Genomic DNA, 14,854 nt, shown 5'->3' with positions numbered 1-14,854 from the left:
TCGCTACTGGTTATTATTAACTAGTGATTTTTCGACCTTTTCAAGAAACTGAATGGGCGATTTTATGACGATTTCGGTTTTTACTCGCACAATGCGTTTATTCGAGAAGCGTTCCTCCCCTTTTATTTTGACATCGACGGCAAGAATCACGACATCCGCGGCAGAAATATCATCTGCCAGCAGTTCGTTTTCCGTACCAATGGTGCCCTGGGTTTCAACTTTTATATTATGCCCAAGCGCTTTAGCACCTTTAATTAATTTTTCACGGGCAATATAGGTGTGCGCAATACCCGCCGTACAGGCGGCAACACAAACAATATTCATAACATGCTCCACATTTTATTTAGCAGACGTTGGATTCAGCATATTGGCTAAACAACTCAATAATTTTCTGTGGACTACTTTCAACTAAGAGTTGTTCAATAATGTCGTCATCCGCTAGCGCGCCGGCAACCTGCGAGAGCAGACGAATATGGGTAGTGTTTTGATCTTCAAGACGTACGGCAAACAGAATGATGCAGCGCACATTGCTGCCGTCCAGGGTTTCCCAGGGAATATCCTGACAGGTACGACCAATCGCCAGGGTGGTATTAACCACCGCCGAGGATTTCCCGTGGGGGATCGCAATATGATTTTCGAAGCCGGTCGAACCTTCGGATTCACGCTGCCAGACATCCTGAATAAACGTTTCCCGGCAGCTAATTGCCCCATCCTTTTGCAGAATATCAGTAAGTTCCTCAATAGCCTCCGTTTTGTTCGTAGCCTTCATATCCAAAATAACGCGATTTGTATTGAGAATTTTCGTGATGTCCATCAATCATACCTCATGGAGTTCAGACATTAATTTTCAACGACCAGCGACGTCGCCCGATGTAATTTTTCCGTAATAACCGTTTCCGTTACCCGCTTAATATCCGCATCATTGAAAAAGGCGGTGACATAGACGACCGGCATGGCAATGGCGGGCAAATTAATGGTCGATACCACCAGCTCAATATCGTCCGTCAGTACGGAGGGCAAACTGCCAGCTGACACCACGCCGACAATTGTCCAGTCCGGAAAGGCGCGCAGAATGCGGCTCTTGAGTAAATGCGAAGTGCCAATCCCGGTTGAGCAGACTAACAACACCCGCTTACGCGCTATCTGGCGCTCCATTGCGGCCTGAAAATGGACGGTTAAGTATCCCACCTCATCTTCCGAAACGGCCCGCTCGCCCCAACCGCAAAATACCCGATTCACCGCACATTGGGTCAGACGCCAGACGTCCTGCAACTCGCCTTTGATATCCTCCAGTAGCGGATTACGAATGCGGATCTGGTAGTTCAGGCGGTTAATCAGCGGCTTAATATGGATCAGCAACCCGTCATACAGCGCAGTATCCTGGCTGAGATCGCTGTCGACTATCTCGGCGAAGATGGCAATCAGTCGATGGGTAATCAAGCGCGCTTCGTCGCTGGAGTGCATATGACCAATCACGCTCACATCATTATGTTCCTCAATCACCACGCCGGACGAGATAATATATTGATAGATAAACCAGACCTCGTCTTCCGGCAGCGGGTGAGCGATGCGTTTTTCGATATACTGAATCATACGACTGGCAATAGAAAAAATATTCTCGTCGCATGAGGTGATGTTTTCATCTTTTCTCGGCAGCGCATTTCCGCGTGTGATGCGGTACATCATGATCAAAATATGGGTGAAGATATTGACGTAATAAGGCTCCCCCAATGACCAACACAGGTCGTTCTCCATTTCCTGCAGCAGCGTCTGGACAAATAAAACGTCTTCCTCGCCGAAGTAATGCACCAACGCTTTATAGCTGCCGGGATCAAGGCGCGAATACACCATGCTGCCGGGTTCATTATGGTTAATCACCCCGTTAATCAGCGATGCCATCGCCTGGCGCACGCTGCTCTCACTACCTTCAATGTGCGTGCCGCTTTGACTGCGGATAAGCGATAACCCCAATGGGGTTATCCAGGATTCAATCACTTTCAGATCGTTAACAATCGATGCGCTACTAATAAAATAACGCTCAGATAATTTACTGATCGACGTTTCGTGCGGCGTTTCGCTTAATAATTGCGATGCTATCTTAACGCGCCGCGAATTACTCATCATACCATCAGTATCATCACCCTCGTTCCCTAATAACTGGTCCAGATACAAAAGGTCTGTAATATTATCGGCACTTAATATTACGCCTGCGCCAGTACGTTTATCGATGGCTATTTTCCATTCCGCTAACCATGGTTCCAGTAACCGCAGATCGCGCTGCACGGTTTTCTCTGAAACCGATAAATATTCGGCAATTTTCAGCAGCGTGACATATTCCTTCCGGGACAGGAGGAATTTTAATAATCTGTTTTGTCGCGAGGTAATCATTTGCATTATTTACCCTTATCACACACCAGATTAAATATCTAAAGAAGCGTTTATGCTCCACGTGTAATCCGTGATGATAAATATAAGAGGACTACGATGCGCCAACAATACTAAATCGTGTCCTGTATTCCGGACAGAAATAAGACAAAACGGGGAAATAGTGAGATATTTACGGCGCAGATCACATTTTTTACGGGAATTAGAGTGATAGCGCTCGCAAATATGGGTAGGTAAAATTTTAAGTCAAAATATTTTTGATTTTCAGATCTGGAACGCTGCTCGCAGCGTGGGCCGGATAAAACACATCCGGCACCACGTAGACTGAATTTACAGGGTTATCGTCAGAGTATCACCTCCAGGCGTTACCACTACGCCCTGCTCACTGCCGGCATATGAACCGCCCTTCACGCCGCTAATTTGCGGGATATTACGCAGGCACAACGTCCAGTTACGCGCTTCACCGCGACCTTGTACGGTGATGGTTTTACCCGTACGTATCGCCTTCAGCGTGAAGATAACCGACCCGTCAGCAGCCGGGACCTCACAGACCGCTTCCCTATCCTCTTGCAAATGGAACAACTGGAATGCGGTCCCTTCATGCCAGGCATAGTCCGGCTTCTGGTTATTACTGCCCAGCGCCAGCAGGGTGTTGTCGCGCACGTACACCGGCAGACTGAGGAAGTCATGCTGCTGTTTGTACCAGCGGCAGCCCTGCACTTCGTCGTTGTGCCACAGATGCGTCCAGCGGCCTTCCGGCAGATAAAACTGCACGTTACCGGCTTCGGAGAAGACTGGCGCCACCATTACCGAATCACCCAGCATATACTGGCGATCGAGATAGTCGCATGCAGGATCGTCCGGGAACTCCAGCATCATGGCGCGCAGCATCGGCGTGCCGTGTTCGTTCGCCAGCGCGGCCTGACGATACAAATACGGCATCAGGCGGCACTTCATTTCGGTGAAGTAACGCACCACATCGCAGGACTCTTCATCGTACGCCCATGGCACGCGGTAGGATTTGCTGCCGTGCAGGCGGCTATGGCTGGAGAGCAGCCCGAATGCACACCAGCGCTTGTAGACGTCCGCCGGGGCGGTGTTTTCGAAGCCGCCAATGTCGTGGCTCCAGAAGCCAAAGCCGGAGAGACCAATGGATAAGCCGCCGCGCAAGCTTTCGGCCATGGATTCATAGTTGGCGTAGCAGTCCCCGCCCCAGTGCACCGGAAACTGCTGCGCGCCCACGGAGGCGGAACGGGCGAACAGCACCGCCTCTTCTTCTCCGACGGTCTCTTTCAGCACGTTCCACACCAGTTCGTTGTAGATGTATGCATAATGGTTGTGCATTTTCTGCGGGTCTGAGCCATCAAACCACTGCACATCCGTTGGAATGCGTTCGCCGAAATCAGTTTTGAAGCAGTCCACGCCCATCTCCACCAGACCTTTCAGCTTGTTGGCATACCATTCGCAGGCTTGCGGGTTGGTGAAGTCGTAAATTGCCAGCCCCGGCTGCCATTTATCCCACTGCCACAGGGAACCGTCCGGGCGTTTGAGCAGATAACCTTTCTCTTTCAGCTCCTTGAAAACAGGTGATTTCTGACCGATGTACGGATTGATCCATACGCAGACTTTCAGCCCTTTCGCTTTCAGGCGCTGAATCATGCCTTTCGGGTCCGGGAAGGTCACCGGGTCCCACTCGAAGTCACACCACTGGAAAGCCTTCATCCAGAAGCAGTCGAAGTGGAAAACGTGCAGCGGTAGATTGCGCTCGGACATGCCGTCGATAAAGCTGTTCACCGTCGCTTCGTCATAGTTGGTGGTAAACGAGGTGGTCAGCCACAGGCCGAACGACCATGCGGGCGGTAGTGCTGGACGACCGGTAAAGCGGGTATAGCGATCCAGCACCGCTTTCGGCGTCGGGCCGTCGATGACGAAATATTCCAGATACTCGCTTTCGACGCTGAACTGCACTTTCGATACTTTCTCAGAGCCGATTTCAAACGATACGCACTGCGGATGGTTCACCAGCACGCCGTAGCCACGGTTGGTGATATAGAACGGGATGTTCTTGTAAGACTGCTCGGTACTGGTGCCGCCATCGCGGTTCCAGGTCTCTACCGTCTGCCCATTACGCACCAACGCGGTAAAGCGCTCGCCCAACCCGTACACCGTTTCACCGACGCCCAGATCCAGGCGCTCGAACATGTAATTGCGTCCGCTGTTGGCGTCCTGTACATAGCCGTTGTTTTTCAACTGGCTGCCGGTAATGCGTTCACCGTTACGCAGGAAATCCAGCGACCAGAACTCGCCTTTGGTGACGCGAACACTCAAATTACCGCTCTTCAGCTCAGCGAACTCAGCGGTGTTCTGCATCTCAACGTTTACGTCCTGCTGCACGTTCAGCGGGTAATGCGGACCGGTATCCAACGCGCCCTGGAAGTGTTCCATCCGGACACCCACCACGCCTTCCTGCGGCGAAAAAAGGCGCAGCGTGAACAACGGGGTATCGAGTTGCCAGGTCCGTTCACGTACGTCACGCGGCGCAACGTAGACCAGCATCTCATTACCTTGCTGTTCAACCTCGAACACCTGGACAGGGTTAATCACATTCAGGCCAGGCTGAATCAGCCAGTTTCCGTCGCTAATTTTCATAATCGGTTCCTTAGTTCTGTAATTCTTTCGTCGTAAAATCTTGCTGATTACGGTGCGCACCCTGCGCCAGCTGACGCATAATTTCAGTCAGATACGGTGTTTTCAGGGTGTAGAAGCGTTTGGCAATCACGGCACTCAGCAGGTAGCAAATAGCCGGAATAAGGGTGAACAATGCAATGATGATGGTGATGGTGGCGCTGTTTTGCGTTTTCGCCGCGGCATCGTAGCCACCGCCTGCCAGCATCCAGCCAATCAGCGCCCCGCCAAGCGCCAGACCCAGCTTGAGCACGAACAATGTTCCTGCAAAACTGATGCCCGTCAGACGTTTGCCGTTACACCACTCGCCGTAATCAACGGTGTCGGACATCATTACCCACTGGATTGGCGTTACGAGCTGATGCAGGACGCCAATCACGAAGATAAAGACGAACATGGTGATGTTGGCGTGCATCGGCACGAAGAACATCGCCACGCTGATGACGGCCAGCAGGGCATTCGTCCACCAGAAAACGCTGACTTTGCATTTCCAGTCAGTCAGCGGTTTTGCCAGCGCAGAGCCAATCAGATTGCCGACGCAATAGGTGGTAAGGAAAGCGACAAATACTTCCGGTGTGCCCAAAATCCAGGTGACGTAATACATCATCGCACCGCCGCGAATGCAGACCGCCATAATGTTGAGGATGGTGAGCAAGCCGACAATGCGCCACTGGTCGTTCTGCCAGATATCACGCAGGTCTTCACGCATTGAATTGTTAGTTGGCGGCGCTGCAACACGTTCTTTGGTGGTGAAAAAGCAGAATGCGAGCATCAGGAACGCCACAACCGAGAGCACTGCGATTCCACCCTGGAAGCCCAGCGCCTTGTTTTCGCCGCCAATCAGCTTTACCAGCGGCATCATCAGGACGGTGGAGAGCATGCCGCCCGCCGTTGCCAGCACAAAGCGCCACGATTGCAGGGAGATGCGCTGCGTCGGGTCATTGGTGATCACGCCGCCCAGCGCGCAATAAGGGATATTGACCACGGTATAAAGCAGGGTTAGCAGCGTGTAGGTGATGACGGCATAAATCATTTTGCCGTGCAGGCTGAAGTCCGGCGTGCTGTAGGCAAGCACACAAACCAGACCAAACGGCAGCGCGCCAAACAGCACCCACGGACGAAATTTCCCCCAGCGTGAACGGGTTCGGTCAGCAAGCAGCCCCATGCAAGGGTCTGAGATGGCATCCAACGCGCGGGCCAGTAAGAACATGGTGCCGACAAATCCGGCGGGGATACCAAAGATATCGGTATAAAAGAACATCATATATAACATGACATTATCGAAGATGATGTGGCTGGCGGCATCGCCCATGCCATAGCCAATCTTCTCCTTAACAGACAGAATCTCACTTTTCATTACGCATCCTTGTTTGCACTTTCACACGCACTGGTACCGGTTACAGTTCTTGTAAACCATCCCTGTGAGCGCGGGTATTGCGATATCTCGTTATCAAATTACGATTCTTGTTTTCTGTGATCAGGGTAGCGTCTAAAAATGTGTCCAAGTGTAAGTAATGGATTTTGCGAGGATTTATTTGAAACGGGTCATGGTATGGAGAAACGGAAGTTAAAAAAGTGAGTGAGGGGGTGTGGAAACCCGAGGAAGTAGCTATAATGCGCCCCGCCTCCATGTAGCAATCGAGGCGCGGAAGATCGTCATCTCCGGTGAGGTGGCTGGACTTCAAATCCAGTTGGGGACGCCAGCGTTCCCGGGCAGGTTCGACTCCTGTGATCTTCCGCCAGTTTGCTTCTACTGAACTCTCCCGACGTCAACAAACCCCCTTCCAATCCCTTATATATCAGGTTTTCTTTGTATTCTAAAGTCAACCGACTTCAATCTATATCAAGTTATTTTTGGGGGTGCATTAGGGGGTGTTATTTCCCCTTAAAATACCGGCACCCCCATAATGTTAAAAACGTGATATATAACAATGAGTTTTAATGACACCTTTGTTATACAAGGGGTACATTGGGGGAAGCGGGTTAGTTACTGGCGGAAACCCCAGGAGAATGGATTCATCAAAAGCCGGAGGTTGTAATGCCGCTAACCGATGTAAAAGTGAAAACTGCGAAGCCAAAAGAAAAGCCCTATAAGTTGGCTGATGGCGGCGGTATGTATCTGCTGATTAACGCTAATGGTTCCAAATACTGGCGTATGAAGTACCGCTTCGCTGGTAAAGAAAAGATGCTATCTATCGGTGTGTATCCCGATGTTTCTCTGGCCGACGCGCGAGAAAAACGCAGCGAAGCCAGAAAAATTCTCGCCGCCGGGAGCGATCCTAGTGAAATGAAGAAAGAAGAGAAAGTAGCTCTGCAAATGAGCCTGAAAAATACTTTTGAGGCCGTTGCTCGCGAGTGGCATCAGACAAAAGCCGATCGTTGGTCATTGCGCTATCGTGAAGAAATCATCGACACCTTTGAAAAAGATATCTTTCCCTACATCGGCAAGCGCCCTATTGCTGAAATCAAGCCAATGGAGTTGCTGGAAGCCCTGCGTAAAATGGAGAAACGCGGAGCACTGGAGAAAATGCGCAAGGTCCGTCAGCGCTGTGGAGAGGTCTTCCGTTATGCAATTGTTACTGGCCGGGCAGACTACAACCCCGCTCCCGATCTTGCCAGTGCTTTAGCTACACCCAAAAAAGTGCATTTCCCCTTCCTTACTGCCAACGAACTTCCTCACTTCCTAAACGATCTGGCGGGTTATACCGGCAGTATCATCACGAAGACTGCTACTAAGATCATTATGTTAACTGGTGTACGAACGCAAGAATTGCGTTTCGCACGCTGGGAGGATATCGATTTTGAGACAAAACTATGGGAGATCCCGGCAGAAGTGATGAAGATGAAACGTCCTCATATTGTGCCGCTCTCAGAGCAGGTTATTGCGCTGTTTAAGCAACTTGAGCCAATATCAAAACATCACCCACTGGTGTTTATTGGCAGGAACGATCCTCGCAAGCCAATCAGCAAGGAAAGCATCAATCAGGTCATTGAATTGTTGGGGTATAAAGGCAGGCTAACAGGGCATGGCTTCCGCCACACGTTGAGTACCATTCTGCATGAGCAGGGCTTTAACTCAGCTTGGATTGAAACACAGCTTGCGCATGTGGATAAGAACGCAATTCGCGGGACGTACAACCATGCGCAGTATCTGGACGGGCGTCGGGAGATGATGCAGTGGTTTGCGGACTATATTGATGAGTTGGCATCAGAAAACATAATTAAAGGAACGTTTGGCAATACTGCGTAGCCGTACTGTGGGCGGATTTTCTGGACGCCAACCGGGAACAAAGTATCAGCCCTTTTGACTATGCCAAAATCAATAATCCACTCAAGTAGAAACAGCACTGTTCAGTATCAGTACAGCAAGTGTGAAATGATGCCGTGGTATGCGGATCAGTTCATTAGCAGGCTGTCGTTAGCGTTTACTACCTAGCCCTTGCATCAGAGCCTGAGAGTTACTCTTTTAATTTTTTCTTCGTCGGATAGTGTGTTGCTCATTGATTGAATTTGGATTGTGATAGATGGATGCGGTGGAAAAGCAGGTGAGCCATCAGGGGGCAAAGTTTAGTATGGTCCACACATTTCCGACCCTGCTAAAGCAGGTAGAGAGTGGTAGATTGGATTTACAGGGAATGCGCCCTACCAGTTCAGGGCTGGCCGTTGCAAGGTAGCGGTTGACCTGAAGGATGTCGGGGCGGTCACACAAACCTTCGGCGTTACGCCACGCTTTGAGAAGAACCTCCCGGGATGCACTGGGCTCAGCGACTAGGGTAAATGTCATCCATCGGATGAGTAACCTGGCAACGGTCAATCCACTGAGTATGAGCGGGCTGAGCCCATATCGCTTTGCGTCTTTGATCTTAATCAGGTACCGCACTGATACGATACCATGCTCCGGATGGTGAAAAAGGCACTTGGCTATTGCAACGTAGAAAAGATGCTCTCTTAGTGATGGCTGCGCCTGTTGATTTATACCCTTCCTGTGGAAATGCGAGCTTTCCACAAGAACTATCATAGGTTCCTCACTCAACCAACAGACGGGAGCGAGATAGTTCAGAACGATGATCTGGTTTTCTATTGCAGGAGTTCATTCATTCGCTCCTGGAAATAGCGTGGGTATTTCTCCATCATCGCATTGGCTTCGTCCCGGTATCGTTTCAACGCCATCACGAGATTCTCCTTTGGGGCCGCTACCAGATTTAAGGATGTGGCGAGGTCTTGAGCGATGACGCGGTCCGAAAAACCAAGTTCATAAAGAGCAATTGTTGTTTCGGTGGGCAGACCATATTTCGCCCGCTTTTGGAAAATCTGGAGACGATTGATCGTATCACCAGTTCCTTCGTGGGCCAGCATTTCTACAAATTCACACAATGCACTCACAAGAAGAGCCCCATCATAAGCAAGCCCGCTCTCGCAGATATCAATGATATTTTCGATTTTGACTTTCCTAGGCCTCTTTCCTTTACCGAGCTTGCATTCGTTGTCGTCGGCAATTTGGAAAATCTGATTAAATGGGGTTCCTGAAATCCACTTCCTCGTAATTTCTTTTAGGACGTCCTTATTATCGAACTTATTGAAAGCTTTGTTGTGTATATGCCTCGTTATTAAAGGCCATACGAGGTCAAGAACTTCGTCTCCATCTTGGGCGGCAATAAGTTCCTCAGCGTTATCTATAACCCACTCCTCAATCGCCTTAGAATCGTTTACACCATAGAGTGTTTTGCCAAATGCTTTCCTCCGATTAACATCAGTAATATTCTCTGATATGTTTTCCGCCAGAAGCTTGAACAATTCTTGAATCTGCTCCTGCTTCTCATCATCAGCCAAGAAGTACGCCAATGTCTGCTCCGCGAGATCAGCAATGTCTGCCTCCGTCAGCCCGTTATCAACAGTATCCCAGTTGGAGAGAAGAAAGCCTTCGATGGAGGCGAGAGTCTGACTGAAAAATTCGAATTGAGGTTTTACCGCATCGACAGTGAAACCGTTTCCGTCGTATTGTTTAGCAATCTTGTCAATAATTTCATTCAGGGAATCCCTCCCGGCTATATGAGCTTTGGCAAAGGAGAGGATGTCCCATTTCAACGTATGGTTCTTTTTGTCCTTTGACTTGGTACGGTCATTCCGGATAACTAGAGGGATTAATTGAAAGAGGCTGCTTGCGCACTCCTCTGACTTTGTTGGATCAAGCAGTTCCTTGACTATATCCCACCGCCAGCTTTCTTTTCGGTTGCGTCGCTTGTCATACACAATGGGGTCTGCAAATAAAATGCTGCCTTCAGTATGCATCCCGGCGCGCCCCGCTCGGCCAATGAGATTATGAAAATCCCGAACTTTGATGCGCTCCATGCCCTGGTAGACACTAGTAACAATGAGGTACCGGATTGGAAGATTTACGCCCTGTGCTAGGGTGGAGGTACAAACAACGAACCGCACGAGGTTTTCACGCATAGCGTGTTCCACTGAAAGGCGGATTCCATGTGGTGTATTGCCATGATGAGAAAATATCCCATGCTCGGCACTCATTGAAGCCGATGCGTCAGTTCCAAGATTCGCAACATGGAGATAATGGAGCCGTTCAACCTCCCTTCGGTCTGAGAATTCTTGTGGGAGTGGAAGCGGAATACCACGATCAATGAATTCCACCGCTTTTTCGCAGATGCTTGTCGCTGTTGATTTTTTGCCACAGAAGATGGCAATGCTTCCGTTAGGGGCCAGTTTTATGCCGAGATAAAGTGCAATAGCCTGGCCATCGTCTCTCTCCGGAAAATGGCGGTCTTTCAGCTCTCGGCCCCTTCTCCCGAGATTGAATCTTTCGATCACCCTCGGAACGAAAAACTCGCCTTGTTCGGCGTCACGGCTATCAACGTACTCGACCTTTCCCAACTGTTCGAGCCAGCTCGCAAAACCGACCGATCTGAAAGTCGGAATCAGGGTTGTTCCTTGGACGACATTAGGCTCACCGTTCAGCCATTCTCCAACAGCCTCTGCGTTGCTGATGACCGCTGAGATCAGCACCTTCTGGGTACCTTCGGGAATCATGGAACGCAGCGACGTCAGGAGCAGTTCGTATGTGATACCTCGGGTGCCGCTGTCGAACTGGTGACCTTCATCAAAAACCAGCAGGCCAACGTGGGCAGCTAGCTCCGGAGCATGTCGAAGAACGTAGAGCAGCTTTTCGGGGGTTACGACTAGGATCTGTTGGTGTCCCAAGAGTTCGGCAATCTCAAAGTCGGTCTGTAGGGCATCGGATAACTCATCCACCTTAGTGGGTTCGTTGTTAAATGCTTCGACGAGACTGTTTTTGATCTCATGGCACAATGCCCTAAACGGAGCGATGATGATGGCCAATGACACGCGCTCGGCCAGAAACGCGCTTCGAAGGATCAGCTCCGTTGCCTTCGTTTTGCCAGCACTGGTAGGCATTTGAACAATGGCAGACTCGCCTTTGAGAACATCCGCCTGGCCCAAAAGGTGTTGTGCAGGCCAGAGTTCCTTGATGAACGAATCCTTTTGCAATGCGTGGAGCCATTTGTCTTGGGGTAGCCCGGAATATGACGGTAGAGCCTTCCAGGCGGAATTCTCCAGCTTTTTCCTCAGAACGGCCGCGATCACATCACCAAATAGAAGCTGCCTGGGAGTGCCGAATTCATAGACGGCGTCCCTCAGCTTCGTTGCCAAATCGAGAAGATTTTCTTCGCCGTTCCCATCCTCGAAAAATTGGAGAGTCCAGCTTGAAATATCGTCGATGAATTCGCCGAATGGGCCACCCATTCCATCAAAATAGGTTCCCAGATCTGCCTGCAATAACCAGAGTAACAGGTCTTCCAAACCATCGCCATCCAGATCAGGACAGTCGCCATCAATGCGCTTTGCCAATACTGACGAGCTGCCAGGTAGATCGCATAGATAATAGGAAGCAGAGCCCAGAAGCACGAGGTATGGATCAAGTGCCTCGTTTAGTTTTGATTGGAGATAGGAGTCGAAAAAGCGGGCAGAAAATAGCAGATTGGTTTTCTGCACCGAGAGGGCATCGGGATCTGGCTCCTCCCGGTTGATGGCGGCGGCGAGGTCACCCAGCAGGCCAATCGAGAGCGTGAAGAGCTTATTTGGATGTAGTGATAAATCTATCCCCTGATATTCTTCAGGTACATGGTACTCGATCATCTTAGCTTTTGATCGCGTAACACCCAAAAGACGATTGGATTTTCTATCAGGCCTCATCCGCAGCCCTCCCGTAGAGCTCGTGGACAAGGTCCATCATGCCGGATCCCTTAATAACCAAGAGAACTAGGCTGTCACCATTTGGATGAGGGAAGAACTCATTTGATTTTGCTGACTTTGGGATTTTCCTGCAGTTAGCTGCAGCCAATTCATCGGCGTCGTAACATTCGTCTGAAATGATAGCTGCAGCGCCGTAGGTTTCTTTATAGGGCATATCTACGGGGCTTTGAAATCTCTCGAGCCTTTGAGCCTGTTCGATTTCCTTTTTTTCAAAGAGCTTTTGCTTGATGAAGTTCAGTGATTCATCGATGCGAATGTGATCCTTGGCAGAATCGTTGATGGCATCCTGCAGGCGATTGATTTTAGAAGCGGAGAATTTTGTCTTGGATTCAAAGACAAACAACACATCCTTAGTGGAGGCTTTACCGTCTTCTTTGTGAAATCGGAATCCAATAACATCGCTGCCTTTGGGCGATTCATCTCGAACAACCTTTGATGACCACCGTACCCTAGGTACCCAGTAACCGAGAAGCCATTGCAGGTAATCGGAGACCAGAATTTCCCCGAAATCTCCTGCTCTGATTCCTGGACCGAGTTTGGATGTTCTGCAAGGGAACTTGATATTGGTCAGATAATCTGGTCGCGGGCGTTTACCCCGGAGGAAATCGATCTCAGTATCCAGACAGTAATGATTTCGAAAGTGCTTCGCCCAAGCCGATAGAACGGCCTCATCTTTCTCATGACGAAACTCCCAGACCTCGACCTTCTTGCCATCGGCGGTCTTTAGTCGCTCACCGGTATCGATGAGCCATTTGGTATGATCAGAAGTCCAGGGCATTTATAATCCGTTCCCAGCGTTAAAGATCTTTCTTCTCAATTCGAACAGCAGTGAGACGACTGCTTTTCCCATAGATTGCTCCGACTCCTTCTGGTTTAGAATTCATAATATCTATTCTACCCCCTTCTCGCATCGCCCTCTCAATTTGCATCTCATGGTCGACAGAGCTCCGCGTTCATAGAACGGCAAGTCGATGGTGTCGAATACCGAACTGCAATACTGTTCGGCGAAGAGCTGCAGGTGAGCGGCGTCACGGGCTACGTCCGGATCAGATGGCAAATACTGGAGAAGCGCGTCGCTAATGAGCATCACGAACTTGCTTCTCGCCCGGGTTAGCGTCACATTGAATCGTCGCGAGCTTAGGATGAACGCATCTTCAGACGCAACAAAATCCCGGTCGGCCACTACATAACTGGAAAGGATCAAGTCGCGTTCCTGACCTTGAAACCGGTCTACAGTGTCCACAAATGGAGGCGGGTCCATCGTCATATCGGCTGCGTCCACGAGCAAATTTCTGATGGATGCCATCTGGGCTCGGTGGGGAGTTACGATACCGATTTTCTGTGTCCAAAACTCCTGGGCGCTTACTCCAGACTGTTGTGCGTCGACCAGCTTCTTGTACAAAAGGGTCAAAGCGGAAACGATCTGCGCCTCGAAAGGATTTGATAACGTATAGGTATTGGCGGAGTAGCTGATCACTACCACAGGGCAGGCTGGGTCAAGAATGTGGAGAAACTCGTCGGACCATGGCAACTGCTCAGGCCAGTCGTCTGGTCTTTCATCAATATTGATGGCGAGATCCAGCTTTCTCTCGGGGAAGAACGCCTCGTATTCGTTTTTGTAAAAACGCTTACAGGGCCATGCGGAAATTTCCACGTTGGTCCGGTAGTTGTGTTTAAGCTGCACCGGAGTGATGCCGTGGGTCTCCTTCATGTAAGAGAAGATGCAGTCAAACAGCCCTTGAACGCTATCCTTCATCTGGAAGCCGTAGATCGGCCCAAGCTGCCGGTCGTCTCCAGCAAGGACAACATGCCCATCAGACTTCAACAGGAGAAAGTAGGCCGCAGCCGCAGCAACCTGAACCTGTGATGCCTCGTCGATCACCAGAAGATCAAACCATTCGGCTGTCGGCTCGCCATCCTGGTGGTCTTTCTCGGCAAGTCGCCCAAGTTGTTGCCAGGTACCCCCCACGATGATGAGCCCGGGATCGTCGCCCTTCAGGGCATTCACAAAGCCTTGAGCCCTTGCGGAAGTCCTCGGCATATCTTCGATCTGCTCACTCAATGGAGGTGCGGAGGAGTCGCTCCTCACCCTTGTAACACGAACCGGACAAGTTAACGCTCCTACCAAGGCCGTCCGTCTGTTGATCAGTTCCAAGACTTCGTTGAGAACGTTATCGATAGCGTTGTAGTTACTGGACCCGATACCGATACGTAGCGGAACTCCCGCTTCGGCGTAATGTTCAATCCACCCTAGAATAGTCCCGGCCAAGACCGTGGTCTTTCCTGTACCCGGCGGCCCCCAAAGCAAAGAAATCCTGTTTCCAAGTGCATCGTGAAAGAGGGATTCCTGCTTTTCGTTAAAGGCATCCTTCAGATATGGTGTTACCTTCGCGTACAACTGGTTGGTGTCGGCGAATGTTTTTCCTGCTGCAAGCGAGCTGGGGGTATACATCAGGCTATGGGCTGGTTCGGTCATTTTTGTCGGTTTCTTAGCCATTGC

The 14,854-nt window shown here is 50.2% G+C and carries 9 protein-coding genes, 1 tRNA gene and 1 pseudogene; 3 read left to right on the top strand and 8 right to left on the bottom strand.

Annotation, left to right across the window (positions count from 1 at the left end; all coding sequences use genetic code 11):
• Window positions 1–3 precede the first annotated feature (3 nt).
• The 5 genes from AC534G_RS00485 to AC534G_RS00465 all read right to left on the bottom strand — a co-directional run bounded on the left by AC534G_RS00485 (window position 4) and on the right by AC534G_RS00465 (window position 6,427).
• The gene (locus AC534G_RS00485) at window positions 4–324 is read right to left on the bottom strand and encodes a PTS fructose transporter subunit IIB (protein ID WP_006687645.1); all 321 of its coding nucleotides are present in this window, start codon (window positions 322–324) and stop codon (window positions 4–6) included.
• A gap of 19 nt (window positions 325–343) precedes the next feature.
• Window positions 344–814, bottom strand: coding sequence for a PTS sugar transporter subunit IIA (locus AC534G_RS00480; protein ID WP_110496467.1), 471 nt, complete (start codon window positions 812–814; stop codon window positions 344–346).
• A 26-nt stretch (window positions 815–840) separates the two neighbouring features.
• The gene (locus AC534G_RS00475) at window positions 841–2,394 is read right to left on the bottom strand and encodes a BglG family transcription antiterminator (RefSeq protein ID WP_110496465.1); all 1,554 of its coding nucleotides are present in this window, start codon (window positions 2,392–2,394) and stop codon (window positions 841–843) included.
• 321 nt (window positions 2,395–2,715) lie between these two features.
• Window positions 2,716–5,034: an alpha-xylosidase gene (yicI, locus tag AC534G_RS00470; protein ID WP_110496463.1), complete on the bottom strand. Its 2,319-nt coding sequence runs from the start codon at window positions 5,032–5,034 to the stop codon at window positions 2,716–2,718.
• A gap of 10 nt (window positions 5,035–5,044) precedes the next feature.
• Window positions 5,045–6,427: a glycoside-pentoside-hexuronide family transporter gene (locus AC534G_RS00465; RefSeq protein ID WP_110496461.1), complete on the bottom strand. Its 1,383-nt coding sequence runs from the start codon at window positions 6,425–6,427 to the stop codon at window positions 5,045–5,047.
• 290 nt (window positions 6,428–6,717) lie between these two features.
• Here AC534G_RS00465 and AC534G_RS00460 point away from each other — a divergent pair.
• From AC534G_RS00460 to AC534G_RS00450, 3 genes and pseudogenes are all read left to right on the top strand, one after another.
• A tRNA-Sec gene (locus AC534G_RS00460) sits at window positions 6,718–6,812 on the top strand.
• 296 nt (window positions 6,813–7,108) lie between these two features.
• Entirely contained in the window at window positions 7,109–8,320 is a 1,212-nt protein-coding gene (locus tag AC534G_RS00455; protein WP_159121606.1) for a tyrosine-type recombinase/integrase, read from the top strand.
• A gap of 8 nt (window positions 8,321–8,328) precedes the next feature.
• Window positions 8,329–8,409: pseudogene (locus AC534G_RS00450) on the top strand (integrase); the annotation flags it as partial.
• Window positions 8,410–9,147: 738 nt separating this feature from the next.
• On the opposite strand, the gene AC534G_RS00445 reads toward AC534G_RS00450, so the two are convergent.
• From AC534G_RS00445 to AC534G_RS00435, 3 genes are all read right to left on the bottom strand, one after another.
• Window positions 9,148–12,237: a DEAD/DEAH box helicase gene (locus tag AC534G_RS00445; RefSeq protein WP_233638794.1), complete on the bottom strand. Its 3,090-nt coding sequence runs from the start codon at window positions 12,235–12,237 to the stop codon at window positions 9,148–9,150.
• Between the two features lie 46 nt (window positions 12,238–12,283).
• A complete protein-coding gene (locus tag AC534G_RS00440; protein ID WP_159121604.1) occupies window positions 12,284–13,132 on the bottom strand; it encodes a Hachiman antiphage defense system protein HamA in 849 nt (282 codons plus the stop codon).
• Window positions 13,133–13,243: 111 nt separating this feature from the next.
• The gene (locus AC534G_RS00435; protein ID WP_159121603.1) at window positions 13,244–14,851 is read right to left on the bottom strand and encodes an AAA domain-containing protein; all 1,608 of its coding nucleotides are present in this window, start codon (window positions 14,849–14,851) and stop codon (window positions 13,244–13,246) included.
• Between the last annotated feature and the right edge of the window lie 3 nt (window positions 14,852–14,854).

This window comes from Citrobacter sp. CRE-46 (assembly GCF_059615875.1).
The sequence above is the reverse complement of the archived record's forward strand: the minus strand, read 5'-3'. Positions and strand labels throughout refer to the sequence as shown.